Genomic DNA, 23162 nt, shown 5'->3' on the forward strand with positions numbered 1-23162 from the left:
TGCAATCGAGAGGTGAGCAGATGCTTGATCAGGGCAACACGACGTTCGTGTTGGTGATGGCTGCGCTGGTGTTGTTCATGACACCCGGCCTGGCCTTCTTCTACGGCGGCTTGGTGAAGGCCAAGTCCGTCATCTCCATGATGATGATGTCGTTCGGTGCGATCGCGCTCGTGAGCGTGCTCTGGGTGGTCTACGGCTACGCGATCGCCTTCGCCAACCACGGCGACGGCACGGCGGTCTCCGGCGTGGTCGGGTTCTTCAGCATCGACTGGAACCAGATCGGCCTCGGCCAGGCCTTCGAGGAGGCGAAGTCCTCGAACATCCAGGCGGCGTACCCGTCGATGGCCTTCGTCGGGTTCCAGGCGACGTTCGCGATCATCACCGTCGCGCTCATCTCCGGCGCCATCGCCGACCGCGCCAAGTTCGGCGCGTGGATGGTCTTCGCCGGCGTCTGGGTCACGGTCGTCTACTTCCCGGTCGCCTCGTGGGTCTTCAACCTGACCTCCGGCTGGGCCGCCACGTGGGGCGTCATCGACTTCGCCGGTGGCACCGCGGTGCACATCAACGCCGGTGCAGCGGGTCTCGCCCTGGCGATCGTGCTCGGCAAGCGCGTCGGCTTCGCCAAGGGCGCGCACAAGCCGCACAACCCGCCCTTCGTCCTGCTCGGTGCCGCCATCCTGTGGTTCGGCTGGTTCGGCTTCAACGCCGGCTCCGAGGGTGCTGCTGACGGCATCGCCGCGATCGCCTGGGTGAACACCCTCGCCGCCCCGGCCGCCGCCATCCTCGGCTGGCTGCTCATCGAGAAGCTCAAGGACGGCAAGGCGACCTCCGTCGGTGCCGCCTCGGGTGCCGTCACCGGCCTCGTCGCGATCACCCCGGCCTGTGCCGCGCTGACCCCGGGTTGGGGCATCCTGCTCGGCTTCCTCGCCGGCATCGTCTGCTGCTTCGCCATCGACTGGAAGTACCGCCTGGGCTTCGACGACTCGCTCGACGTGGTCGGCGTCCACCTGGTCGGCGGCATCTTCGGCACGCTGTTCCTCGGCTTCTTCGCCAACGACACCGGCCTGATCTACTCCGGCTCGTTCGAGCAGCTCGGCAAGCAGGCGGCTGCAGCGGGTGCCGTCGGCGCGTACTCGTTCGTCCTGGCCTTCGTCATCGGCTGGATCATCGAGAAGACGATGGGCTTCCGCGTCAAGACCGAGGACGAGGTCGCGGGCATCGACACCGCGGTCCACGGCGAAGAGGGCTACGTCCTCTACGAGCAGACCGACGACAGCCCGGTCAGCGTCCGCTAGACACGCTCCACCACCGCACGACGACGGGCCCCGCGCACACAGCAGCGCGGGGCCCGTCGTCGTGTGCGGGACCATCCCCGGCCGGTAGGGTTCCGGCGTGGACGACGTCACCCTCGCGCACCCGCTCGTCGACGCGGTCGGGCCCGGCTTCGTCGTCTCCGAAACCGACGCCGCGATCGTGTCGCTGTCCTCCGCCCGGATGGGGCTCGTGCTCGAGACACGGGCCGCCGACCTCGCGTTCGTGCTGCTCACCCCGCCCACCAGCCGCCTCACCCCGGCGATGCTCGCGATGCTCCGGCGCACGAGCAGCGCGTGGGTCGTCCGCGAGGGCGACCGCTACCGCGCCGCCGGCTCCACCGAGGTCGTCGACGACGTCGCGACCGCGATGTTCGCCCCGCAGGCCTCCCAGCGCACCACCCGGCTCGGCGCCGACGAGGTCCCCTGGGTCGAGCTGATCGTGTCCGTCCACCACCCCGCCACCGAGCAGGCCGGCATCGGTCGCACCGCTGAGCTCCTGCTCGGGGGACTCGCCGGCAGTGCGCCCACGGCCTGGGGCACGGTCGAGCCGGCCACGCTCGCGTGGAGCGTCGGTGCCGTCACGGACTTCGCCCGTGGGCGCGCGCCCCGACCGACCCGGCTCGTCGCCGTCGGCCCGGTCGACGGTGGGTTCGCCGCGGTACAGCTCCGCATCGAACGGTCCGCGACGGGCGTCACCGAGGAGACACGGCTGGCACTGCCTCGGCCAGGGCCCACGCGGCCGGTCCCGGGGCGACGCGCCAGCGGCGGGCCGGCCGTGCCGGTGGGGAGAGGCACGGTGCCGGTCCCCGGGAACGGCTCGCCTCCGGTGGACGGTCCGGTCGTCGACGTCCTGGCCGACCTCGCGCGTCGACAGCGCGTGCTGCTCGCAACGGCGTGGCGGGCGGGCGGGCACGCAGACGCGACCCTCGCCGCTCGGCAGCGCGGCATGCCCGTCCCCCTCGGAGCGGTCGTCGGTGCCGCCGCCGTGCGGGACCTCGGCGTCGACACCGGTTCGTTGCCGGTGGGTGCCATGCCGGTCGGGACGCCGCGCGTGCCGTCGCTGCTGCTCGACTTCGCGCCGCCGACCGCAGGGCTGACCGGGGGCGCCGAGGTGGAGGCTCGCTGGCGGCGGCTGGCCGAGCTCGGCACCGCGCTCGGCCCCCGTGCCGTCGAGCTGCTGGGATTCGGGGCGGACCGATGAGCGCCGAGTGGACGATCCTCAGCGCCGACCACGTGGACGCTGCAGCCGTGCTCACCGGAGCCGCCGCGGTCGACCCCGCGATCGGCATCCGCCAGCTCTGGGCGGGCGATGCGCTGCAGCTCGTGTCGGACGACGGGGTGGTGCTCCTCACGCTCTTCCAGTCCCGCCGGCTCGACAGCACCACCGATGCCGAACGGCTGCTCACCAGACCGTTGTCGGTGGCGGGTGATCGGCTATGGTGGACCGAGAACCACGCGGCCGCGCAACCCCCGTTCCGGGGGACGGCCGAACGGATCGTGCACAGCATCGCGGACGCCGCCGGGGGAACGGCTGCGTCCCGAGCCGCGCACTGACCACGCGATCGCTCTGACCGAGCGGGACGACGACCAGGGGGAGCCATGGGGAACGGCTGGCAGATCGAGCCCGCGGGCGTGCAGACGACGCTCACCGACACCGAGACCGCGGCGACGAACCTCTCGACCGCGTTCGACGGTCTTGCCGACGCCCACGCGGCGCTCACGACCGCCGTCGGGGACGACCAGGCGGTTGCCGGCGCCGTCGCGGCACTCATCGAGAGCCACTCTGCCCTCCTGACCCGCGTGGGCAACCACATCACGGCCGGTCTGGCCGGCGCTGCCACCGCGACCCTCGCCTACTACCACGGTGACGAGGAGATGGCTGCGACGGCGCAGACCAACGCGATCCGTGCCTCCAGTACCGGCGATTTCTCGGCCTTCGACCTGGGTGGTGACCAGTGACGAGCCAGTGCCGCGCTGACGGCCTGATCGATCCGGACGCGATCCCCGGCGCGAACATCGACGCGGCGAAGGTCGAGACCGCCGGCACGGCGTTCTCGACGTCGGCCACCGACGTCGAGACGCGCGGCGGCGAGGTGAAGACCGCCTGGGCGAAGCTCGGCAGCAGCTACACCACGCCGGACTCCACCGAACTGCTCGCGGTCATGGACGGCGTCGAGACCGACACCGCTTCGCTCGCCGCGACCCTGCAGAAGGCGTCGACGTTCATCGGTGACTACGCGACCGCCGTCGCGCCCATCGCGAAGCGGCTCGTCGAGCTGAAGGCCGAGGCCGCGACGTTCGTCGAGAAGGCGCTCAAGGGCAAGACCGTCGGCCCGTGGGACCCGGAACACCCCGCCAACCAGGGCATCGTCGGGCTCGTCCAGAACTTCGGCGAGGTGCTCGACGACGTGCACCTGCCGTGGGACCAGTACACGCCGTACGTCGACGAGAACAACGAGCTGCTCACCAAGGTCGCCGAGCAGGAGACCAAGCTCTCCGCGGCTTCCGCCGAGTGTGTCAACGCGATCAACGGGCTGCGCACCGACATGTGCCTGGCCCCGGTGCAGGCCGTCGACTACACGGCGGCCGTCAAGGCGAACGAACCGATGCCGTGGGGGAGCACCGGGCGCGGTGACCAGTCGTGCCAAGAATCGTTCGACTCCGGCGTGTACGACGCCGCGAAGGGCACGGTCGAGGGACTCGGCGGACTGATCGGGTACAACTCGCAGACCGGCGAGTGGGGCGACGGCGACTGGGCGGCGCAGTCCTGGAAGGGCTTCGCGGAGTCCCTCGGACTGATCGTCCTGTTGGGCAGCCCGCCGCTCCTCCTCGCCGCGGCGCTGCCGAAGGGCGTCCTGCCGGATGTCGTCGGCGACACCGCGCGGAACATCATGGACCAGCAGAAGACCCTCGTCGAGGGCTTCGTCGGGTCGCCAGAGGACTGGCGGGACGACCCCGCTCACGCCGCCGGTGGTGCCGCGTTCAACATCGGCACGCTCTTCATCCCCGGCGCGGGCGAGATCGGCGCGGGCGCGAAGGTCGCGGCGCTCGGGTCGCGGCTCGCGGTGCTCGTGGCGGACGGCAGCAAGCTCGCGGCGATCGGTTCGAAGGTCGCGGCCGCCGGCACCACGATCGTGCGCGTCGGGGATGCGCTGTCGAGCCTGCCGGGCAAGGCGTTGTCGGGAGTCTCGGACCTGCTGGCGCGGGGGCGTGGCGGGTTCGCGGATGCGCTCCGGGGGCTCGGGGACAAGATCCCCACCGTGAAGGTCAGTGTCGAGCACGCCATGGCGACGCCGGACGGGTTCGGGGTGGGGGTCGGGCGGCCGCACATCGAGGTGGGGAACCCGGGTTCGGGTGGGCACTGGTTGCACTCGGTGGCGGATCACGTTGAGCCGTCGGGGACACACAGGGGCGGACACGGTGATCAGGTGGTCGAACCAGCCGCACCGCCTGCTCGTGACCCCCACACGGCGATCGCTCCGGGGGACCAGCCGGTCATAGGACGCGTGGAACTCCAGTCTGATCACGCGACCGCGACGTGGGAGCTGGTGAAGCGCAACAAGGCCGGAATGGCCGAGCAGCAGTACTTCACCGGGATTCACCAACCAGGTGACGGAACTGTGCCGGAACTCGTGATCCGGACCGACGACGGGAGAAAGGTAGCCCTGGACGGCTTCCGAGTGGAGGCCGGCGAACGCGTCTTCGTGGACACGAAGGGCGATCACTCGTTCTGGTACACGTTCAAGAAGTGGACGCCCGAGCAGTTGTTCGCGAAGGACGGCGCTGAGATCGACAAGGTGGTCTCGAGCATCCGCCGGCAGCTTCAAGCGATCGAGGACGTCGGTGGCGGCCGACTAGAATACATCGTGACGGACAGACGCTTCGGCGAACTCCTCGATGACACGCTCGTCGACCAACGGCTCGACGTCGATGTGATCATTCGGTCGATGCCATGACGACGGACGGAAAGAATTGACCTCGATCTGGACCACACAGCAGCCTTCGATCCGGGTCCAGTGGGGAACCCGGTCGTTCGACGCAACTGGGGTGATATCGGCGTTGCGAGAGTCATTGAAGGTGTTGGCGCTCTGCGGACCGCCATTCGCTGGCCCTTGGACCCTCCTCGACCCCTCCTCCCAGGACGCGGACGGCTCGCGTGTCGACGAGCTCGCCGACTCCGATGTCGAGCTCCTCATCGAACGAGGAGTTGCGCGTAACCATGATGGTCAGCCATTTCCGCAAGACGGTTACGGTGTGACGTTGGTGAGCATGCCGACCGAGGGTGTCGGGGCCTCCTTGCGACTGCATGTCGGCGCGTCGGTGACTCGGCACATCGTGAACGAAGTTGCAGTGTCACTTCGGGCGCTCGAACCAGGAGCGTCAGTAGACCTCCGGGACTCCTTCGGAAAACATCAGGCCGAAGTCGTCGGGAGACTCGTCGAACTCTGGCACGCCGATCTTGCGCAGGTCTCCGTGCGCGACGCCAACCGGAGTCAGAAACGATTTGCAACCCTCATCGGTCTGACCAACTTCTTCCGCGGAGACCACAGTTCCGTTTTGTCCGCGATCGACCTGCCGACCGCAGCCAAGACGACGGTCGCGGACGGGGGCACGTGGCTCATGATCGATGACGACTCCGACGACTTGGTGACAACAGTGGCGAGCATCGTGGCGACCGCCGATGTCATCGAGGATGCCGGCGGCCTCATCGTCTCTTCTTGATCGCCGTCGTGGACTCGCATGACGGCGCGTAGCGGTGGCCAGACAATTCGGCAGATCGTGTTTCGAGGGACAACGGCCGGCGAGCCGCGGGCGATGATCACCCCGGACCCACGCGCCTGGAATGCGGCGACTCTCCGTCGCACCTCCTCGTCGCTGAGCGGTCTGCTCCCAGCAGCGTTCTACCCGTTGTGGGGATGAACTACGACGATGCGCCTGCCCCTCTGCGGGACGCACTCGAAGGCTTCTCGGAGGCTTCCGCGATCACAATCCGATCCGAAATCCGGAACATCCTCGATTCTGGTAGCAGCGATGAGGGCGTGTTCTCGCTGATCTCGGGGTTCAACGCAAACATCGATCCAGTCGACGACTTCAGAGTCGGCGGTCGGGCCTTGTCGGCGCTGCCGGGGAAGGCGTTGTCCGGGGTCTCGGACCTGCTGGCGCGGGGGCGCGGCGTGTTCGCGGATGCGCTCCGGCGGCTCGGGGACAACATCCCAACCGTGAAGGTCAGCGTCGAGCACGCCAAGGCGACGCCGGACGGGTTCGGCGTCGGGGTCGGGCGGCCGCACATCGAGGTGGGGCGTCCGGATCCGGGGTCGCACTGGTTGCACTCGGTGGCGGACCGGGTCGACGGTGGGTCTCACCGCGCCGAGTCGTCCGCGGGGCTGATTCCCACACCGGAACGATCGAAAGGCCGAATTCGATCAAGTGATCGGACGGCGGTTCAGCGAAGGTGTCTTCACGGACGAGAAGCAGATGTGGATGCAGTTGTTGTGGGACTAGAACAGTCCGGGGGGCTTCGTGGTCCGTACCGCTCACCCGACGAAGCTCGGAGGCTGACGTGACAGGCATGACCGAGATCGGGTACGAGAACTATTCAGCCATAATCCCACTCCTCGGGGGCTTCCTCGAGAACCTCTACCAGCGTTGGTGGGACGACTACTCGTCCGTTGCCGTCTACATCGACTTCTACATCGCCGGATTCAGCGGGGAGGAGCTTGCGGAGATGCGGATGGAGTTCGTCTCGTTACGTGTGGATGGCGCAGAGGACGGCGAGGTGGAGTCGTTCCTTCGCGGTATGAACGCGAACTACCGCATCGGTTCAGGGTCAGGTCGAGCGTTGTTGCGGGAAGTGGGGCAGCGAGTCGACGAGCTCGCCAACGGCGCGATTCCGAAGGCCTTCGACTGAACCTGCTCGGGCTTCTTCATCAAGACCGCATTCCCAACGCCTCCGGAGGTGTGATACATGCCTGAGATCGAAGATCTGGGTACGGTGGAACTTCGTCGAACATTTCCCGCGCTTTCGTCTCTTCTCCCTGCAATCTTCTACCCCGCCTGGGAGATGGACTACCGTGATGCGTCTGAAGCATTAAATGATGCTCTGGAAGGATTTTCCGCGCAGTCCGCCATCGGTGTACGAGCGGAGATCGAATCAGTACTCAATACCGATGTGGACGATGCAGCCGTGTCGGCTCTCCTCCTCAAGCTGAACGCCAGCGTCGACCTGATGACCCACACCGGATTGGGGGGACGGGCGTTCCTCGAGGAATTCGCGAGCGCAGTCGTAACCCACGTTTTCCGGCCGTCGGCCTAGCGACATCCATCGAGGCACCGGTAACGACAACTCATTGAGCTCTTGGCACAGGGGCCGATTCAAGAGCCAGAGGCCTCGCCGATCGAGTCCTGTACCTGACGTCATCGACCCGCAGAATGCACTCGCGATCCTCACGTTCGATCTGCTGGGATCGGGGTGGGAACGCTCGGTATTCTTGATCAGCTGCGGCGCCAAAGGCAGACAGTCTGCGGCAAGTGATCATCGAGATTCCCGTCTCCTTCGAGACGTCGACCCGAGCCGGAGGACTGAAAGGTTGAACTCAGTGGGGCATCTGCACGGCTTGCAAAATCGCCTTGCGATCTTGACCTTCGACAGCATGCCGAGCGGCTGGTCGCGCGCGACGTCGGTCTTCGTGAACGTCGGTGTCTCGTCGCGACTGCAGCGGGCGGTGCTCACCGCGAGCGGGATGACTCTTGACCCTCCCGCCGACCTGGCGGAGTGGAAAGCTTGGAAGGATCTTCGAGTCTTGATGTCGGACGCGAACCACGGCGCTTGGTTCACGGGGCGGCTCCAGGTCGAGAGCTCGGGAGCCTATCGGTTCGATTTCGACTGGGACACTGAGCCGCAGTGGCCGGTCCAGGTCGACCTCGATGGCAACATCGTGCAGTCTGAGCGCGTCGAGACCCAGCAGCTTCGCGACGATCTGCAGCGGTACCCGCGGGATGCGGAGATCGCGCCGGAGTGGCTCATCCAGCGCCTCGCAGCCAATCCGCTTCGTTTCGTGGACGCGTGGCAACCAGCGCTCGCGCCGCTGGCAAACAGTGAGAACTGGGTGATCGTTCGAGACATGATCCGCGGCGCCATCCAGGCCGGTAGTGATGACGCCGGCGTCGCAGTGGAAGCAAATCAGGTTGCTGAGGTCGTCTCCAGCGAACTCGTCGGCTCGACGCGCGTCGGACAGGTCTTGCGCCTCTGCCGGGAGGCGTCCGAGGGCGGACTGATCGAGTTCAGACCGGGGTCGACTGCGGATGCAGCGGAGTCAACGAGCGCGGCGCCCGACAATGACGAGGTCCTCCGGGTCAATGTCGAGGCCTTGATGGCTCCGCTAGTAGCTCTTGCCGGGCAGGAACTCCTCAACGCGCGGTGAACACCATGATCATCGGCTGGAAGATCCGAACACCTCGGTGTACCTGAGCCGGGAGATACAGCATGTTGGTTGCGCTGATCGTGGGTCGATATTCTTGATCCACTGGGGACGGGACGGTGTCGAGCACCTGCAACAAGTCCGCGTCGAGAGCCACGTCTCGCATGAGGCGGCAACAAGGGCCGGAGGCCTCGCCGATTGAGTTCTGCAGCTGAGTCATCGACCAACAGGATGCGCTCGCGATGCTCACGTTCGACCGGCTGGGATCAGGGTGGCAACGTTCGACGAGTGTCTTCGTCAGTCTCGGCGTGACCGCGCGAATCGAGCGGGCCGTCGACACTGGCGTTGCAGTCATTCACACCTCTCCCGCTGACCTCGCGGAATTCGAGGCGTGGAGTCGACTGCGCGAAGTCATGGCCGAACCAGAACAGGGTGCCTGGTTCACAGGGCTCCTGCGCCTCGATTCACGTGGTGCTCAGCAGTTCGAGTTCTCCTGGGACGACGAGCCCCGATGGCCACTGTTGATCGACATCGATGGACAGCTCGTGGACTCATTGCCGGTGGAGAATTCGGAATTGCGAGAAGACATGGTGATGCATCCGCGGCCTGCGTCTACGACACCACCATGGCTCGTCGAACGTCTCGGCGCATCTCCGCTGCACTTCTCCGACAGGTGGGACGCCCGACTCGAGCCGCTCGGGAGCAGCCCGAACTGGTCGATCGTCCGGGAAATGGTCCGTGACACGATCCAGCTGCTCGGCGATGATCGAGATGCCGTACTGGAACGTGATGTGATCACGGAAGCGGTTTACAGTGAACTGCTCGCATCGACACGGGTGAGTCAGATGATGCGCCTACTCCGAGATGCAGCGGCAGCTGGTGTGGTCGACGACCCGGCGCAGCTGAATTCGGACGAGGGTAACCCGTCGCGAGACGCGATCAGCAACGACCAAGCGTTCCATCGCAACGTCGTCGTGCTGCTGTCGCTCATCGACCAGCTCGCGGACCAGGAGATCGCCAACGTCGTGAGCTCTTGAGAGGAGCTCCGGGGACCACTCCGATTGTCGCTCCTGCGGCACGCCGTTCCCGGAGGACACGTTCTGGGAGGCCTTCAACCCGTGGCTCGAGGGTCCCGAACCGACGCTCTCCTGCGGAAACTGCGGGAAGACTGCCCCGATGGGCGATCACGACACGGCCGGGAGCATCGTCGTCAGTCCGCTCTGGATCGTCATGTCGGGCAACGGTTGGTACCTCGTCCCGGAACTCCTGGGCGCGCTCCGAACGGACTTCGGCGGTCGCTGGACGTGGGTGAGCCACCACCCGTAGCGGCTTCCCGCGTCCGCGCGCGGCAGGATGAAGGCGTGAACTCGACGACGAGCATCCTCACCAATCTCCGCCCCGTCGGCGGTACCGCCCTCCAGGCCGACCACCCTCGGACCGTGTACCGGGCGAACACCGAACCGGTGGGACCGGACGCCTACCCGCCCGGTCTCGCGGCGGTGATCGACCTCCGCCGGGTCGACGAGACCGCCGCCGTGCCGCATCCGCTCGCGGCGTCGCCCGGCTACCGAGGTGTCCCCATGTTCGATCCGTCGTCGGGGCTGGAGTCGGCAGCCGAGGCCATCGCCCTCGAGGACCAGTACATCGACTGGCTCGACCGGCACCGCACCGGGATCGCCGAAGCACTCCGCGCCGTTGCTGCCACCGACGGTGACGTGTTGGTGTGCTGCTCGGCCGGGAAGGACCGCACCGGGATCGTCAGCGCGCTGCTCGCGCGGCACTGGGGCGCGGACATCGACGCGATCGGTGAGGACTACGCCATGAGTGCGGACCGGCTCGTCGACCGCTTCGCGCGGGAACGCGCAGCGAGCGCCGACCCCGAGGCCACCGCGATCGCGCAACGGTGCGTGCCGGAGATCATGACCACGGTCATCGACCACGTCGAGCGTCGCTGGGGTTCGGTCGATGCGTACCTGCGGGCGATCGGCCTGCAGGACGAAGAGATCGCGCGCCTCTGATGGCGACGCTGGTCGCGTTCTGGACGTGACCACGCACTGGAGGCGCGGTGCGGGTCCGACCCGCACCGCGCCTCCAGGCAGATGGTCGCGTCAGCGACCCGTTGGTTCCGTCGGCGACGTCACCAGGCGTAGTCCTCCGGCGAGGTCTTGTGCCCCGGGAAGATCTCGTCGAGCCGGTCGAGCGCACGCTGGTCGAGGCGGATGTCGACGGCTCGGACCGCGGACTCCCACTGCTCCATCGTGCGCGGGCCGGTGATCGGCGCGGTGACGCCGGGCTGGTGCAGCAGCCACGCGAGGGCGAGCTCGCCGGGGGTGTGGCCGAGCTCCTTCGCGAAGGACTCGTAGGCCTGGAGCTGGTCACGGTGCGCCTCGACGTACTCGGCGCTGCGGCCCGAGAGGCGACGCGAGCCGTTCTCGGTCTTCTCGATGACGCCGCCGAGGAGCCCGCCCTGCAGCGGGGACCACGGGATCACGCCGAGGCCGTAGTGCCGGGCGGCGGGGAGGACCTCACGCTCGACGTCGCGGACGACGAGGTTGTAGATCGACTGCTCGCTGACGAGGCCGAGGAAGTTGCGGTGCTTCGCGGCTTCCTGCGCCTGGGCGATGTGCCAGCCGGCGAAGTTCGACGAGCCGACGTAGAGCACCTTGCCCTGCGCGACCGCGAGTTCCATGGCCTGCCAGATCTCGTCCCAGGGGGTGTCCCGGTCGACGTGGTGCATCTGGTACAGGTCGATGTGGTCGGTCTGCAGGCGGCGCAGCGAGGCGTCGAGCGACTGGCGGATGTTGTACGCCGAGAGCTTGCCGCCGTTCGGCCAGTCGATCATCTCGCCGTAGACCTTGGTGGCGAGGACCGTCTTCTCGCGACGTCCGCCGCCCTTGGCGAACCAGCGGCCGATGATCTCCTCGGTGGCGCCCTTGCCCACCGAGCCGCCGTAGCCGTTGGCGGTGTCGAAGAAGTTGACGCCGAGCTCGTGGGCCCGGTCCATGATCGCGTGCGAGTCGTCCTCGCTGGTCTCCGGGCCGAAGTTCATCGTGCCGAGCACGGCGCGCGAGACCGACAGCCCTGTCCGTCCGAGGTGTGTGTAGTCCATGAGACGGGTCTACTCGTGACGCGCTGCGGGCGCCAGGCCCTGGGAGTACCGGTCGAGGGGTGGGGAGTAGTCAGGGGGTACCACTCGAGAGGAGCAGCCATGCCAGCCAAGGACGAGATCCCCAGCACCCTGCAGCGGTCACCGGAGCACGCGCAGGAGGTCTTCGAGAAGACACTGGACTCGGCGAACGAGACCTACGGCCCGGGCGAGCGGGCGCACCGCACGGCGTTCGCCGCCGTGAAGCACGAGTACGAGAAGGTCGGCGACCACTGGGAGGAGAAGGAGTCCTCCGGGCCGTCCGACTCCGGCGCCGCTGGCTCCCGCGGTTCCGGTTCGCGTTCTTCGGGGAAGACCGAGGGCGGCGTCGACGCGAACGCCTCGAAGGCGCATCTGATGGACGTCGCGAAGCGACTCGACGTCAGCGGTCGCTCGAAGATGACCAAGGACGAGCTGGTCGAGGCGATCGGCAAGGCGAACGACCGCGCGACCGCAGCGGCGCGGAAGTGACCGCGGGTGCGGGGCTCTCCATTCCCCGGTCGGCATGCGGCGGTGGAGTGAGGGGGTAACGTGCCGACGATGAACATCCCAGCACTCCGCGGCAGCCGCATCCTCGGGTTCGGCCACCACCAGCCCGAACGCGTCCTGACCAACGACGAGCTGTCGACGATGGTCGACACGAACGACGAGTGGATCCGCACCCGCACCGGGATCCAGACGCGTCGGATCGCCGGGCCCGACGACACCGTGACGTCGATGGCGATCGAGGCCGGACGTCGTGCCCTCGCCGACGCCGGGGTGTCACCCTCGGCCGTCGGACTCGTCATCGTCGCCTCCACCACCCACCAGGACCGCGCGCCGTACACGGCAGGTCGGGTCGCCGCCGCTCTCGGCATGACGAACGGCCCGGCGCCGATCGACATCAACACCGCGTGCAGCGGTTTCGAGTACGCGCTCGGGCTCGCCGACCAGTCCATCCGCACCGGTTCGGCCGACGTCGCGCTCGTCATCGGGTCCGAGGTGCTGTCCGGCATCGCCGACTGGACCGACCGGTCGACGTGCGTACTCGTCGGTGACGGGGCCGGTGCCGCCGTGCTCGGGGTCGCCGAGACGCCCGAGATCGGCCCGGTGTCATGGGGGAGCGTGCCGCACTTGCTCGACGCCGTCCGTGTCGAGGGGTCGCCCGGGCGGTTCAACCAGGAGGGCCGCTCGATCTACCGGTGGGCGATCACCGAGGCCGAGGGGCACGCCCGCAAGGTCGTCGAGGCCGCCGGGCTCTCGATGGACGACATCGAGGTGTTCGCGTTCCACCAGGCGAACCTGCGGATCATCGAGCCGCTCGTGACCGCGCTCGGTGGGGAGTCGAAGTTCGTCATCCGCGACGTCGTCGAGTCCGGGAACACCTCGGCCGCGAGTGTGCCGCTCGGGCTGTCGAAGGCGTGGGAGCGTGGCGACCTGCCGGAGGGGGTGCCGGCGCTGCTGTTCGGGTTCGGTGGTGGGTTCGCCCACGCCGGGCAGGTCGTGACGACGCCGGTGCGGTCCTTCTGAGGCGCAGTTGCACGAACGGCCCGGGCTCGGCTGCTGAGCATCCGTGCCCGGGCCCTGCTCGGTCGTCGCGCCGGGCCGTTCTCGGTCGTCCTGGCTAACGCTTCGAGCGGGGGTCGTCCTGGCCCGGCTCGGTCCAGAGGTCCTGGTCCTTGCCCGCGCCGCGCTTCCACGGCAGGGCACGCCGGGTCTTCTCGGCAGTCGGTGTGACCGTCAGCACGATCGGGAACTCCGCCGGCGGCATGCCGAACCCCGTCCGCGACGCCTGGATCACCTTGCGGCCCAGGGCGTGGTTCCCGAGACCGCCGACGGCCGCTCCGATGCCGAACGGGAGCGCGCGGCCGAGGACCGAACCGCCCTGCCGGATGGCGAAGCGCTTGATGAACTGGTCACGGACCTGTCCGCCGATGCCGTTGACGACCTGCTTCGGCAGCGAGGACGTCACCATCTCGCCCCAGAACGCGGTCCGGGCCTGACCGCCGGCGGCCTGTCCGGCGAGCTGCTTGATGAGCTGCGTGCCCGGTGCGCCGAGGATCATCGCCATCACCAGGGTGCGGGCGCGCTCCGGGTCGTCCAGTGCGATGCCGTGGACCTCGGTCACCGACTGTGCGAACAGGGCGGTGGTCTCGAGGAACCCGACCGTCTCGGCGCCGCTCAGTCCGAGCGCAGCTGCCATCCCGACCCCGGGGATCACCGCACTCGCACCGACCGCGGCACCGCCGGTCGTGACGGCGGCAAGGTACTGCCGCTCGAGGATCTGGATCACCTCGGCGGGGGTCGCGTCGGGCTTGCGGCGACGGATCGCGTTGACGTGCGCGACCACGACAGGACGCTGCACGCTGATGACCCGATCGAGCCACTTGGCCCAGCCCGAGGGCTGGACCTGCTGCGTTCGGGGGTCGGAAGAGGTGGGGGAGACCGGTGCGGTCGGCAGGGGCACGATCGACTGGTCCTTCGGGGCACGGGCCATGCGTTCACCGTACGCCGGGCACGTGAGAGGCTCGCTGGGTGGACACCGATCCGGAGCAGGGACCCCTCGACGCCGCCCGTCGTGCGGCCGGGTTCCTGACCGTCCGGCAGGTGGCCGCCCTCGCGCCCGAGGTCCGGGTGCTCGATCCCGCGTCCGTCCTGATCGGGGTGGGCGTGTCGGTCCTGCCCGGCGTGGAGCTGTACCCGTCCACGACGCTCGAGACCCGTCACGGTGGGGTGATCACGCTGGCCGCCGGTGCCCGCCTGGGCCCCGGACCCGTGACCGTCGTCGCGTCGGCGTCGGCCGTGCACATCGGCGAGGATGCCGAACTCGGCCCGGGCCCGGTGACCATCGTGGCTGACGGGTCGGACGTCGTCATCGGTGGTCGGGCTCGCCTGACGGCCGGGTGTCTCGTCGAGGGGCCGGCGCGGATCGGCGAGGGCGCGCAGGTGCTCGGAGCGGTTTCCGTGCGCGACGTCGAGCTCGAGGACGGCGGCGACCACCGCGAACCCGACCCGGACCACCGCGGCGGGGTGGTCAAGGGCACCGGGCCGGTCCGTGGTGTGCGCGTGGGACTCGGTGAGGTCGTCGTCGGTGGGGTGGCGCACGCCGGTGAAGCGTCTGATCGGCCGAGGATCGAGCGTCAGCGCACGTACCACCCGGACGCGCCGCGTCGTCCGCGCTGATCGTCGAACACGCAGCCTCAGCACGGCACACCCGCGCGCCGGAGGGCAGCCCGCACCCGGTCGGGCTGCATCAGGTCGGACCACGAGAGCCGGACGACCACACGGACCTCGGGGAACGACCGGATGAAGTCCTCACGACGTTTCTCGCGCCAGTGCGCGTCTGCGGTGGATCGCCCGTCGAGCAGCGCCGGGTCCTCGTACTTCGCGCGGCCGTCGACCTCGACCACGACGCCCTGGTCGGGGAACCAGAAGTCCACGATCGCCGTGGCCGATCCGGCCCGGGCGAACACGTGCTGCTGCACCGGCTCCGGCACCCCGATCTCGCGGAAGCGCACGCGGCACACTGACTCCGCCGGTGACCCCGACAGCGCCGAACTCATCCCCACGGCGATCCCCGCCTTGTCGTGGCCCGTGGGCCCCGTCGCGGCGAGTTCGTCGAGCAGGACCTCGGGCAGGAGATGCCGATCGTGGAGCGCCTGGTCGATCATCGGCAGCGCGAACTCGAGGGTGGATGAACCCGCGATGTCGACGAGGGTCCGTGCCAATGACGTGACGGGCGCTCCGTCGATCTCCGCGGGGGTGGTCGCGGGCAGGCCGGCCCACCGCGCGTCCGGCGTCGGCTCGCGGACGAGCGGTCCGGGATGGAGCCGCAGATGTGCTGACGTGTCGGAGCGTTCGCGGCGCGGATCGACCACGTCGACCTTCGCCGGAGGGGCATGGACGAAGGGGAGTCCGTGCACGGCAGCCGCAGCCGAGCGCGCGAAGGCCCTCGGCGCGTGGATCATCGGCGCGGTTGCGCGCACCAGGAGCAACAGGTGGTCCTCGGGCCGGAGTCCGACGACCGACGACGGGGAGACCAGGACCCCCGGACGTACCGCGACCAACTCGCCCCGACGGACCCGGCGTTGCAGTGCCCGGCGTTCGGCGCTGGGCTTGCCGGTCGTGCGGATGAGGGGGATGGTGCGTGCGCGGTCGTCCATGGATCAACCATCGATCGCCGGGACCGACCACGGGGCGACGGTGAGCCGATCTGTGGATGACGAGCCGCGCCTCCAGGCTGTGGAGGGATGAGGCGGAAGCAACTTGCGACGATGTCGATGTCGTACGACGGCGACTCTGTCGCTGTCACGCGTGCGCAACAGTTGCAGACGCGGAGGTGCGACAGCACCGATGTCGTACGACGTCGACAGTGTCGTTCCGCGTCGACCGGCCCCGGCCCGCCCCGCCCCCACCTACACCCGCGCGAGCTCCGCCCGCAGCGGCAGGTCCTGCTCCTCGAGGATGACCTGCGCGCCCACGGCCGTCCGGGCGTTCACGACGATCGGCGCGAGCAGGTTCACCGTGGTGCCGGACGCTCCGGGGTTCGCGACCACGAGCAGCATCGCGTCGGCGGGGTCGGTCAACCCGAGCCCGGCGGCCTGCTCGTCGGTGAGCTCCGGCGCGTACGACGGCAGGTGCACCGCGGCGTCGAGCAGGAACAGCCGTGCGTCGTCGCCGACGAGCGTGAACAGCCCCTCGGCGCCGTCGACCGGCGAGAGCTCGAAGGCCGCGGCGGGAGCGAGCCCGAACGGCGGGACGGCGAAGGTCAGGGAGATGCTCATCGGAGGTAGTCCATCAGGGTCGGCTGCAGGACCTTCGCGGTGACGGCGAGGGCTGCCTGGTAGTTGGTCTGCTGCACCTGCAGGTCGAGGACGGCCTTCGCGAGGTCGACGTCCTCGATGTCGGCGCGGCGGCTCTCGAGCGAGACGGTCGCGGACTTCAGCGAGTCTTGCGCCGCGAGTGCAGCGGCGTGCCGGACGCCGACGTCGGCCTGGGCGCCGCGGACGGTCCCGAGCGCCGTGTCGACGTCCCCGATGCGAGCGTTCACGTTCACCCCGTTCTGCAGGTCGCTGACGATGGAGTCGATCATGCCGAACACCGAGTCGTCGCCGGAGCCGAAGACCGCGGTGCCGGTGGTGTCGACCCGCACCGTGGTGCCGTCGCCGACCCGACGGGACACGTCGGTGCCCGAGGCCGCCCAACCCGTCGCGGGGTCGTAGGCGACAGCGGCGGTCGATGATCCCGCGAACACCGAACGGGTGCCGTAGGTCGCGTTGGCGCGTGCCTCGAGGTCGGCCTTGAGCGACCGGAACTGCGTGACGAACGCGTCGCGGTCGGTGTCGCTCATGGTGCCGGAGTTCGCGGCCCGCACCGTGAGGTCGCGGACGTTGTTGAGCACCGAGTACACGCCGGACAGCGCACTGTCGGTGGTCGCGAGCCACGCCGCGGCGTCGTTCGCGTTCCGCGAGTGCTGCGCGGCTGCGGCCTGCTCCTTGCGCACCTGCATCGACGACGCGGTGCCGACCGGGTCGTCCGAGGGCTTCTGGATCGCACGCAGCGTCGTGGCCTGGTCGGTGAGCTCGGCGACCCGCGCGGCACCGGCCTGCAGCCGGGCCGAGGCGGCCGCCATCGACATCTGGGTGGTCACACGGGTGATCACGATCAGCCCCTCCCGACGAGTCCGACGCGGTTGATGATGGTGTCGAGCATCTCGTCGACCGCGGTCAGGACGCGCGCCGCGCCCTGGTACGCGTGCTGGTAGCTCAGCAGGTTGACGTTCTCCTCGTCGAGGTCGACGCCGGCGCTGGACTGCTGCTGGTTGCGCGCGTTGGTGAGCGCGAGTCCGGTCATCGTCGATTCCGACGTGGCCGACCTGGAGGCGGTGCCCACCCCCGCCACGAACGTCGCCCAGACCTGGTCGGCGCCGTCCGACGACGCCCCGAGTCGCGCGAGCGCGTCGGCGAACGAGTCGTCGAGTTCCCCCGCCGCGTTCCGCGTCGCCAGCCCACCGGCGTCCGTGGGGACGACGCCGAGTGCCTGGGCGGCGGGGACGCCGGCCGCCAGGGAGAAGAAGGGGGCGCCGGTGGTGCCGGCCGGGGTGGTCCCGGCGGCGTGCAGGGCGTTCACGGTCGTGGCGAGCCGCGTGGCCACGGCGTCGTAGGACGCGGAGGCCTCGGCGAGTGCGCCGCCGGTGCCGGTGCCGGACGCGGGTGCGAGGACCGCGAGGGCGCCACCGATCGACCCGCCGCCCAGTCCGACCGCCCCGGCCGTGCCGGTGGTCCAGGTCAGGGTGACCGCGGTGCCGTCGGCGAGACGTTCGCCGCCGCCGAGGGCGACCGAGCGGGCGTCGGTGCCCTGCACGAGCGGGTTGCCGCCGAGGAGCACGTCGACCGTGCCGTCGGCGTTCGTCCGGGTGGTGCCGCCGGCGAGCGTGGCGATCTGCTGCGTGAGCTGGTCGCGCTGGTCGAGCAGCTCGTTGGCGTTGCCGCCCGAGGCGAGCGCGGTGCGGATCTGGCCGTTCAGGTCGGCGACCTGCTCCGCGGCGCCGTTCAGCTGGGCGACCTGCCCGGTCAGGGTACCGCGCACCGAGGACCACTGCGCGTCGACGGCCTTCGAGCCGGCAGCCAGGGCGGCGACGACGGTGCCGGCGGCCCCGAGCACGGCACTGGCGGCACCCGGGTCGTCGGGGTGGCTGGCGAGCTCGCTCCAGGACGACCAGAACGCGTCGAGCTTGGCGCTCAGGCCGTCCTTGCCGGGCTCGTGCAACCCGGTCTCGAGGGCGGAGAGCGCCGTGGCGCGGGCATCGGCGTAGGCCGACGAACCGGCGGCGACGCGGACACCGGCGTCGAGCGTCAGGGACGCCAGGCGGGCGATGCCGTCGACCGAGACGCCCTGGCCGGCGAGGGCCGCGGTGCCCCGCATGAACCCGGTCTGGGTCGCGGGGATCGAGTTCTGCGTGACGCGCTGCCGCGTGTAGCCCGCGGTGCCGGCGTTCGCGATGTTCTGGCCGGTGACGTCGATGCCGGCACGGGCGGCTGCGAGGCCGGAGTAGGCGGTCGCGAGGGATCCGAAGGTGCTGACCACGGTGTTAGAGCGTCCCCTCGAACAGGCGGGCGCCGTCCTGGCCTGCGCCGGACGTGCCACTGGCGTCGTAGGTGGCGGCGCCGGTGACGGTCCCCGCCAGGGTCTCCTCGGTGGCCTGGGCGGCGGCACGGAGGAACCGGTCGTTCTCGTCGCGCAGGGCGCCGATCTGGGTGGTCAGTTCGACCATCGCGGTGAGGTGTGACGACAGGATCTCGCCCCACGGCCCGTTCGGTGCCGCGGCGACGACGTCGCGCAGGGGAGCGTCGGTGGCCACGCCCCACTCCTCGGCGACCTCGGCGCTCTGCGCGGCGCGCTCGAGACCGGTGCTGCGGAGCCGGTCGAGGACCTGCTCGACCTCGCGGCTGGCGTGCGACACCCAGCGGGAGCGGCCCGCGGTGAGCAGGAGCTGTTCCTCCTCGAGCTTGAAGGTGAGCAGTTCGAGCAGCTCGCGTTCGCGCCAGAGCACGGCGGACAGGTCGTTCACGCTCATCAGCTCCTCCCAGGTGGTGGTTCGTCGGGGTGGTCCCCGGTCCGTCATCCTGCGGACACCGGGACCTATCGACTCCGTGACCGCGACCGTAAGCCCCGGCGGCCGAGTGCCGTCCCCCGTACTCGTCGACTCTGTGACCCGATGACCCCCGTCGGGGGACAAGAACGAGCGTTCCCGACCCCGGGTCCCCCCAAATGCCGACCCGAAACCGGGCCTGACACCCCCGCACTGGGGACGGTTGTGCACCTGTTCAGCGCATTGCCAGCCGATACATTCAGAACGCACCCCGGGGGACACCCGGAACCGCTCGGGAACGATGCGGGGTGCACCGCTCGGAGGGACCCGGGCGGGTCTTCGGCGTACGCACCGGCCATCCGAGGCCGGCGTCCGTCGCGCCCACGGACGGGTGAGCCGACACACGTCAGGTCGACCAGGGGAACAGCATGGACCGCACCGAACGCAACGCGATGATCGTGGAGCACCTCCCGCTCGTGGGCTACATCGTGGCCGACGTCCGCTCCCGGGCGACGCACCTGGACCGCGACGACCTCGCCGCCGTCGGATCGCTCGCACTCGTCGCAGCCGCCGAGGCCTTCGACCCCACCCTCGGCGTGCCGTTCGGCGCCTACGCCCGCACCCGGATCGCCGGTGCGCTGGCCGACGACATGCGCTCGGCCGACTGGGCCTCCCGCGGCACCCGGAAGCGGATCCGCGAGACCCTGGCAACGCAGGAGGCCCTGTCCGCACGCCTCGGTCGGAGCGTCGGTGCCCAGGAGATCGCCGATGCCATGGGCGTCGACAAGCAGACCGCCGTCGACGCGATGAGCGACGCCGCCCGGACCGTCGCGCCGCTGGACGAGACCGTGCACGACCTCGTCCCCGCAGACCTGCCGCTCCCCGGGGACGACCTGCTCGAGACCGAGAGGCGCCGGTACCTCCGCGCCGCAGTCGAGGCCCTGCCGGAGCGGATGCGCTTCATCGTCGAGGCCGTGTACTTCGGCGACCGCTCGGTCACCGACGTCGCCGCCGAGCTCGGCATCACGCACTCGGCCGTCTCGCAGCAGCGCTCCGAGGCGATGCGCCTGCTCCACGACGGTCTCGCCGCCCACTACGGCGACGGCACCACCGTCGAGCCCGCGAGCCGCACCACCGCGGCCCGCCGCAGCGCCTACCTCGCCCGTGTCGCCACGAACGCCGCCGCCGGTGTCGCCCGTGCCGTGCACGACGCCGCGTCCGGCCCGGCCGTCGCGGCGAGTTGAGACGTCGGCGGAAACTTCTCCGCCGATCCCCTAACGACTCCCGGCAACCGGCCGAGAGTCATCCATGTCAGCCCACGGACGGGCCGACGCACGACCCACATTCACGGAGGAAACCACCATGGGTATGTCCATCAACACCAACCTCTCGGCACTCAACACGTACCGGAACCTCAACGCGACGCAGAACGACCTGTCGAAGTCCCTCGAGAAGCTCTCGACCGGCCTCCGCATCAACCGTGCTGCCGACGACGCTGCCGGTCTGTCGATCTCCGAGGGGCTGAAGTCCCAGGTCGGTGGCCTCACGGTCGCCGCCCGCAACGCGCAGGACGGCATCTCCGTCGTGCAGACCGCTGAAGGTGGCCTCACCGAGACCCACTCGATCCTCCAGCGCATGCGCGACCTGGCTGTCCAGGCCGGCAACGACTCGAACAACGAGGACTCGCGAAAGGCGATCACGACCGAGGTCGGTCAGCTCCAGGAGGAGCTGCAGCGCATCTCGGACTCGACCAACTTCAACGGGATCAAGCTGCTCGACGGCAAGGCCTCCACCACGGCTGCCGGTCCCGGTACCGGCAAGCTGACCTTCCAGGTCGGCGCGGACGGCTCCGACGCCAGCAAGATCGACGTCGACCTCACCGGCGCGGACGTCTCGAAGGTCGCCACGGCGGTCAAGGCGCTCGACTTCACCACGGGCGACAACGCTCGCCTCGCGGTGACCGAGCTCGACGCGCAGATCAAGTCGGTCTCGGAGGCTCGTTCCAACCTCGGTGCGGTCCAGAACCGCTTCGACCACGCCATCAACGTGACGAACGTGGCCAAGGAGAACCTCACCGCTGCCGGTTCGCGCATCACCGACGTCGACATGGCGCAGGAGATGGTCAAGTACACGCGCGACAACATCCTCAGCCAGGCCGGCACCTCGATGCTCGCGCAGGCGAACCAGAGCACCCAGGGCGTGCTCTCGCTCCTGCGCTAGCCATCACGACGTCCGTCCTCCGGGCCCGATCGGGTGTCCCGGAGGACGGACGCCACCATCCTGACCACCTCCACGACGCCAGGGAGTGTCGACGATGTCCTCGTCCGTGTCCTCGAGCAGCAGCCTCGCGATCGACGGTCTGGTCAGCGGTCTCAAGACGACCGACCTCATCAACTCGCTGATGAGCGTCGAGGGGGTCCCGCAGACCCTGCTCAAGAACAAGCTCATCACCACCAACTCGTTCATCTCGTCACTGCAGACGCTCAACGGGTTGATCCAGGGGCTCGCCACGGATGCCGCGAAGGCCTCGTCGCTCGACCTCTTCGCCGCGACGAGCACCGCGCCGACCGTCACCGCCGTCACCGGTACCGGGGCGACCGCCGGCTCCATCAGCTTCACCGTCGGTTCGACCGCCTCGGCACAGGTCGGGGTCACGGCCGCGATGTCGACGTGGTCGACCGGTGCGCAGCCGATCACGATCGTCGGCGCGGACGGCAAGTCGACCACCGTGACGCCGGCGTCCGGTTCGCTCGACGACGCCGTGTCCGCCCTGAACAAGTCCGGTGCGGGCGTCACCGCGACGAAGGTCTCCGCCGGCACCGACGCCGACGGCAGCAAGCTCTACCGCCTGCAGCTCACGTCCGGCACGACCGGGGCGGCCGGCGGCTTCCAGGTGTACCGGGGCGGCGCCGACGACGTGGCAGCGGGCACCGCGACGAACGTCCTCACCGAGACCGGTGCCGCCGTCGTCACCACGGCGACCGACGCCAGCGTCACCCTCTGGGCCGGCACCGCCGCCGCGCAGACGGTGACGAGCGCGACGAACACCTTCACCGGGCTCGTCCCCGGGCTCGACGTCACCGTGTCGAAGGCCACCACCGAACCCGTCACCGTGACGGTCGCGCAGGACACCACCAAGGCCCAGTCCGTGGCCTCCGGGCTCGTCGACGCGATGAACGCGGTCGCCGCCTACTACAAGACGAACACCGCGGTGTCGAGCTCGACCAGCGCGACGTCCGGCACCACGACGACGAAGGCCGGCGTCCTGCTCGGCGACGGTGCGTCCCGCGACGCCGTGCAGCGGCTCACGAGCACGATGTCCGCCCCCGTCGACGGCAAGTCGCCGTCGACGATCGGGATCGAGATCACGAGGGACGGCAGCTTCACCTTCGACCCAGAGGTCTTCCAGAAGGCACTCGCCGCCGATCCGAAGGCCACCCAGGCGATGCTCTCCGGCGTCGCCGCGAACGTCGGTGCCGCGGCCAGCGCCGCCTCCGACAAGTACGACGGCTCCGTCACCACGTCCATCACCGGGCAGCAGGCCGTCGCCAAGGACCTCAACACCCAGATCGACAGCTGGACCGACCGGCTGACGAGGCGCCGGGCCGCGCTGCAGACCCTCTACTCATCCCTCGAGACCAGCCTCAGCAAGCTCCAGTCGCAGTCGAGCTGGCTCGCCGGCCAGCTGGCCTCGACGTCGAGCTGACGGGAACGAC

The 23162-nt window shown here is 69.4% G+C and carries 26 protein-coding genes; 19 read left to right on the forward strand and 7 right to left on the reverse strand.

The window, feature by feature from the left end; translation table 11 throughout:
* Positions 1-20: 20 nt before the first annotated feature.
* The 13 genes from ORG17_RS08180 to ORG17_RS08240 all read left to right on the forward strand — a co-directional run bounded on the left by ORG17_RS08180 (position 21) and on the right by ORG17_RS08240 (position 10749).
* Positions 21-1295, forward strand: a complete 1275-nt coding sequence (locus ORG17_RS08180) for an ammonium transporter (RefSeq protein ID WP_182709770.1) — start codon at positions 21-23, stop codon at positions 1293-1295.
* Positions 1296-1392: 97 nt separating this feature from the next.
* The gene (locus ORG17_RS08185; RefSeq protein WP_214527591.1) at positions 1393-2514 is read left to right on the forward strand and encodes a DUF6177 family protein; all 1122 of its coding nucleotides are present in this window, start codon (positions 1393-1395) and stop codon (positions 2512-2514) included.
* On the forward strand, positions 2511-2867 hold the full coding sequence (locus ORG17_RS08190) for a hypothetical protein (protein ID WP_214527590.1): 357 nt from the start codon (positions 2511-2513) through the stop codon (positions 2865-2867). Before ORG17_RS08185 ends, ORG17_RS08190 begins: the two co-directional genes overlap by 4 nt.
* Before the next feature lie 45 nt (positions 2868-2912).
* On the forward strand, positions 2913-3272 hold the full coding sequence (locus tag ORG17_RS08195) for a DUF6507 family protein (RefSeq protein WP_027465489.1): 360 nt from the start codon (positions 2913-2915) through the stop codon (positions 3270-3272).
* Positions 3269-5269, forward strand: a complete 2001-nt coding sequence (locus ORG17_RS08200; protein WP_214527589.1) for a hypothetical protein — start codon at positions 3269-3271, stop codon at positions 5267-5269. The genes ORG17_RS08195 and ORG17_RS08200 overlap by 4 nt, the downstream gene beginning before the upstream one ends.
* Before the next feature lie 16 nt (positions 5270-5285).
* Complete coding sequence (locus ORG17_RS08205; RefSeq protein ID WP_214527588.1) at positions 5286-6035, forward strand: hypothetical protein; 750 nt, start codon at positions 5286-5288, stop codon at positions 6033-6035.
* Positions 6036-6229: 194 nt separating this feature from the next.
* Entirely contained in the window at positions 6230-6877 is a 648-nt protein-coding gene (locus ORG17_RS08210; RefSeq protein ID WP_214527587.1) for a hypothetical protein, read from the forward strand.
* A 5-nt stretch (positions 6878-6882) separates the two neighbouring features.
* Positions 6883-7221, forward strand: coding sequence for a hypothetical protein (locus tag ORG17_RS08215; RefSeq protein ID WP_214527586.1), 339 nt, complete (start codon positions 6883-6885; stop codon positions 7219-7221).
* A gap of 57 nt (positions 7222-7278) precedes the next feature.
* On the forward strand, positions 7279-7626 hold the full coding sequence (locus ORG17_RS08220; protein ID WP_214527585.1) for a hypothetical protein: 348 nt from the start codon (positions 7279-7281) through the stop codon (positions 7624-7626).
* Between the two features lie 283 nt (positions 7627-7909).
* Positions 7910-8734 (forward strand): hypothetical protein, encoded by an 825-nt coding sequence (locus ORG17_RS08225; protein ID WP_214527584.1) that lies wholly within the window; start codon positions 7910-7912, stop codon positions 8732-8734.
* Positions 8735-8973: 239 nt separating this feature from the next.
* Positions 8974-9768, forward strand: a complete 795-nt coding sequence (locus tag ORG17_RS08230; RefSeq protein ID WP_214527583.1) for a hypothetical protein — start codon at positions 8974-8976, stop codon at positions 9766-9768.
* Positions 9769-9907: 139 nt separating this feature from the next.
* On the forward strand, positions 9908-10057 hold the full coding sequence (locus tag ORG17_RS08235) for a hypothetical protein (protein ID WP_214527582.1): 150 nt from the start codon (positions 9908-9910) through the stop codon (positions 10055-10057).
* 35 nt (positions 10058-10092) lie between these two features.
* On the forward strand, positions 10093-10749 hold the full coding sequence (locus ORG17_RS08240) for a tyrosine-protein phosphatase (protein ID WP_214527581.1): 657 nt from the start codon (positions 10093-10095) through the stop codon (positions 10747-10749).
* 119 nt (positions 10750-10868) lie between these two features.
* On the opposite strand, the gene ORG17_RS08245 is transcribed toward ORG17_RS08240, so the two are convergent.
* Positions 10869-11840, reverse strand: coding sequence for an aldo/keto reductase (locus ORG17_RS08245; protein WP_176708751.1), 972 nt, complete (start codon positions 11838-11840; stop codon positions 10869-10871).
* 99 nt (positions 11841-11939) lie between these two features.
* Here ORG17_RS08245 and ORG17_RS08250 point away from each other — a divergent pair, with 99 nt between their 5' ends.
* The gene (locus ORG17_RS08250; protein WP_111057211.1) at positions 11940-12347 is read left to right on the forward strand and encodes a ChaB family protein; all 408 of its coding nucleotides are present in this window, start codon (positions 11940-11942) and stop codon (positions 12345-12347) included.
* Positions 12348-12416: 69 nt separating this feature from the next.
* A complete protein-coding gene (locus ORG17_RS08255; protein WP_027465501.1) occupies positions 12417-13385 on the forward strand; it encodes a beta-ketoacyl-ACP synthase III in 969 nt (322 codons plus the stop codon).
* Between the two features lie 94 nt (positions 13386-13479).
* Here the strand turns inward: ORG17_RS08255 and ORG17_RS08260 are convergent, their stop codons facing one another.
* On the reverse strand, positions 13480-14352 hold the full coding sequence (locus tag ORG17_RS08260) for a hypothetical protein (RefSeq protein WP_185974168.1): 873 nt from the start codon (positions 14350-14352) through the stop codon (positions 13480-13482).
* Between the two features lie 38 nt (positions 14353-14390).
* Here ORG17_RS08260 and ORG17_RS08265 point away from each other — a divergent pair, with 38 nt between their 5' ends.
* A complete protein-coding gene (locus ORG17_RS08265; RefSeq protein ID WP_214527580.1) occupies positions 14391-15038 on the forward strand; it encodes a hypothetical protein in 648 nt (215 codons plus the stop codon).
* A gap of 17 nt (positions 15039-15055) precedes the next feature.
* On the opposite strand, the gene ORG17_RS08270 is transcribed toward ORG17_RS08265, so the two are convergent.
* The 5 genes from ORG17_RS08270 to ORG17_RS08290 all read right to left on the reverse strand — a co-directional run bounded on the left by ORG17_RS08270 (position 15056) and on the right by ORG17_RS08290 (position 19431).
* Positions 15056-16018, reverse strand: coding sequence for a hypothetical protein (locus ORG17_RS08270; protein ID WP_214527579.1), 963 nt, complete (start codon positions 16016-16018; stop codon positions 15056-15058).
* A 252-nt stretch (positions 16019-16270) separates the two neighbouring features.
* Positions 16271-16639 (reverse strand): flagellar assembly protein FliW, encoded by a 369-nt coding sequence (gene fliW, locus ORG17_RS08275; protein ID WP_027465503.1) that lies wholly within the window; start codon positions 16637-16639, stop codon positions 16271-16273.
* Entirely contained in the window at positions 16636-17517 is an 882-nt protein-coding gene (locus ORG17_RS08280) for a flagellin N-terminal helical domain-containing protein (RefSeq protein ID WP_214526922.1), read from the reverse strand. Before ORG17_RS08280 ends, fliW begins: the two co-directional genes overlap by 4 nt.
* 2 nt (positions 17518-17519) lie before the next feature.
* Entirely contained in the window at positions 17520-18941 is a 1422-nt protein-coding gene (gene flgK, locus ORG17_RS08285) for a flagellar hook-associated protein FlgK (protein ID WP_071244592.1), read from the reverse strand.
* A 4-nt stretch (positions 18942-18945) separates the two neighbouring features.
* The gene (locus ORG17_RS08290; protein ID WP_214526924.1) at positions 18946-19431 is read right to left on the reverse strand and encodes a flagellar protein FlgN; all 486 of its coding nucleotides are present in this window, start codon (positions 19429-19431) and stop codon (positions 18946-18948) included.
* 443 nt (positions 19432-19874) lie between these two features.
* Here ORG17_RS08290 and ORG17_RS08295 point away from each other — a divergent pair, with 443 nt between their 5' ends.
* The 3 genes from ORG17_RS08295 to fliD all read left to right on the forward strand — a co-directional run bounded on the left by ORG17_RS08295 (position 19875) and on the right by fliD (position 23152).
* Positions 19875-20690, forward strand: a complete 816-nt coding sequence (locus ORG17_RS08295) for a sigma-70 family RNA polymerase sigma factor (RefSeq protein ID WP_214526926.1) — start codon at positions 19875-19877, stop codon at positions 20688-20690.
* A 118-nt stretch (positions 20691-20808) separates the two neighbouring features.
* The gene (locus ORG17_RS08300; RefSeq protein WP_027465508.1) at positions 20809-21666 is read left to right on the forward strand and encodes a flagellin N-terminal helical domain-containing protein; all 858 of its coding nucleotides are present in this window, start codon (positions 20809-20811) and stop codon (positions 21664-21666) included.
* 106 nt (positions 21667-21772) lie between these two features.
* Complete coding sequence (gene fliD, locus ORG17_RS08305; protein ID WP_301565400.1) at positions 21773-23152, forward strand: flagellar filament capping protein FliD; 1380 nt, start codon at positions 21773-21775, stop codon at positions 23150-23152.
* Positions 23153-23162 lie beyond the last annotated feature (10 nt).

Source organism: Curtobacterium flaccumfaciens pv. betae (genome assembly GCF_026241855.1).
Lineage (GTDB): Bacteria > Actinomycetota > Actinomycetes > Actinomycetales > Microbacteriaceae > Curtobacterium > Curtobacterium flaccumfaciens.

Excerpts from the sequence above, each read along its gene's own strand:
- ORG17_RS08210 (WP_214527587.1), top strand. The coding sequence starts at position 6,230 with ATGAACTACGACGATGCGCCTGCCCCTCTGCGGGACGCACTCGAAGGC.
- ORG17_RS08235 (WP_214527582.1), top strand. The coding sequence starts at position 9,908 with ATGGGCGATCACGACACGGCCGGGAGCATCGTCGTCAGTCCGCTCTGG.
- ORG17_RS08245 (WP_176708751.1), bottom strand. The coding sequence starts at position 11,840 with ATGGACTACACACACCTCGGACGGACAGGGCTGTCGGTCTCGCGCGCC.
- ORG17_RS08215 (WP_214527586.1), top strand. The coding sequence starts at position 6,883 with ATGACCGAGATCGGGTACGAGAACTATTCAGCCATAATCCCACTCCTC.
- ORG17_RS08180 (WP_182709770.1), top strand. The coding sequence starts at position 21 with ATGCTTGATCAGGGCAACACGACGTTCGTGTTGGTGATGGCTGCGCTG.
- ORG17_RS08190 (WP_214527590.1), top strand. The coding sequence starts at position 2,511 with ATGAGCGCCGAGTGGACGATCCTCAGCGCCGACCACGTGGACGCTGCA.
- ORG17_RS08220 (WP_214527585.1), top strand. The coding sequence starts at position 7,279 with ATGCCTGAGATCGAAGATCTGGGTACGGTGGAACTTCGTCGAACATTT.
- ORG17_RS08270 (WP_214527579.1), bottom strand. The coding sequence starts at position 16,018 with ATGGACGACCGCGCACGCACCATCCCCCTCATCCGCACGACCGGCAAG.
- ORG17_RS08230 (WP_214527583.1), top strand. The coding sequence starts at position 8,974 with ATGCTCACGTTCGACCGGCTGGGATCAGGGTGGCAACGTTCGACGAGT.
- ORG17_RS08260 (WP_185974168.1), bottom strand. The coding sequence starts at position 14,352 with ATGGCCCGTGCCCCGAAGGACCAGTCGATCGTGCCCCTGCCGACCGCA.
- ORG17_RS08255 (WP_027465501.1), top strand. The coding sequence starts at position 12,417 with ATGAACATCCCAGCACTCCGCGGCAGCCGCATCCTCGGGTTCGGCCAC.
- ORG17_RS08300 (WP_027465508.1), top strand. The coding sequence starts at position 20,809 with ATGGGTATGTCCATCAACACCAACCTCTCGGCACTCAACACGTACCGG.
- ORG17_RS08290 (WP_214526924.1), bottom strand. The coding sequence starts at position 19,431 with ATGAGCGTGAACGACCTGTCCGCCGTGCTCTGGCGCGAACGCGAGCTG.
- fliW (WP_027465503.1), bottom strand. The coding sequence starts at position 16,639 with ATGAGCATCTCCCTGACCTTCGCCGTCCCGCCGTTCGGGCTCGCTCCC.
- ORG17_RS08295 (WP_214526926.1), top strand. The coding sequence starts at position 19,875 with ATGGACCGCACCGAACGCAACGCGATGATCGTGGAGCACCTCCCGCTC.
- ORG17_RS08250 (WP_111057211.1), top strand. The coding sequence starts at position 11,940 with ATGCCAGCCAAGGACGAGATCCCCAGCACCCTGCAGCGGTCACCGGAG.
- ORG17_RS08195 (WP_027465489.1), top strand. The coding sequence starts at position 2,913 with ATGGGGAACGGCTGGCAGATCGAGCCCGCGGGCGTGCAGACGACGCTC.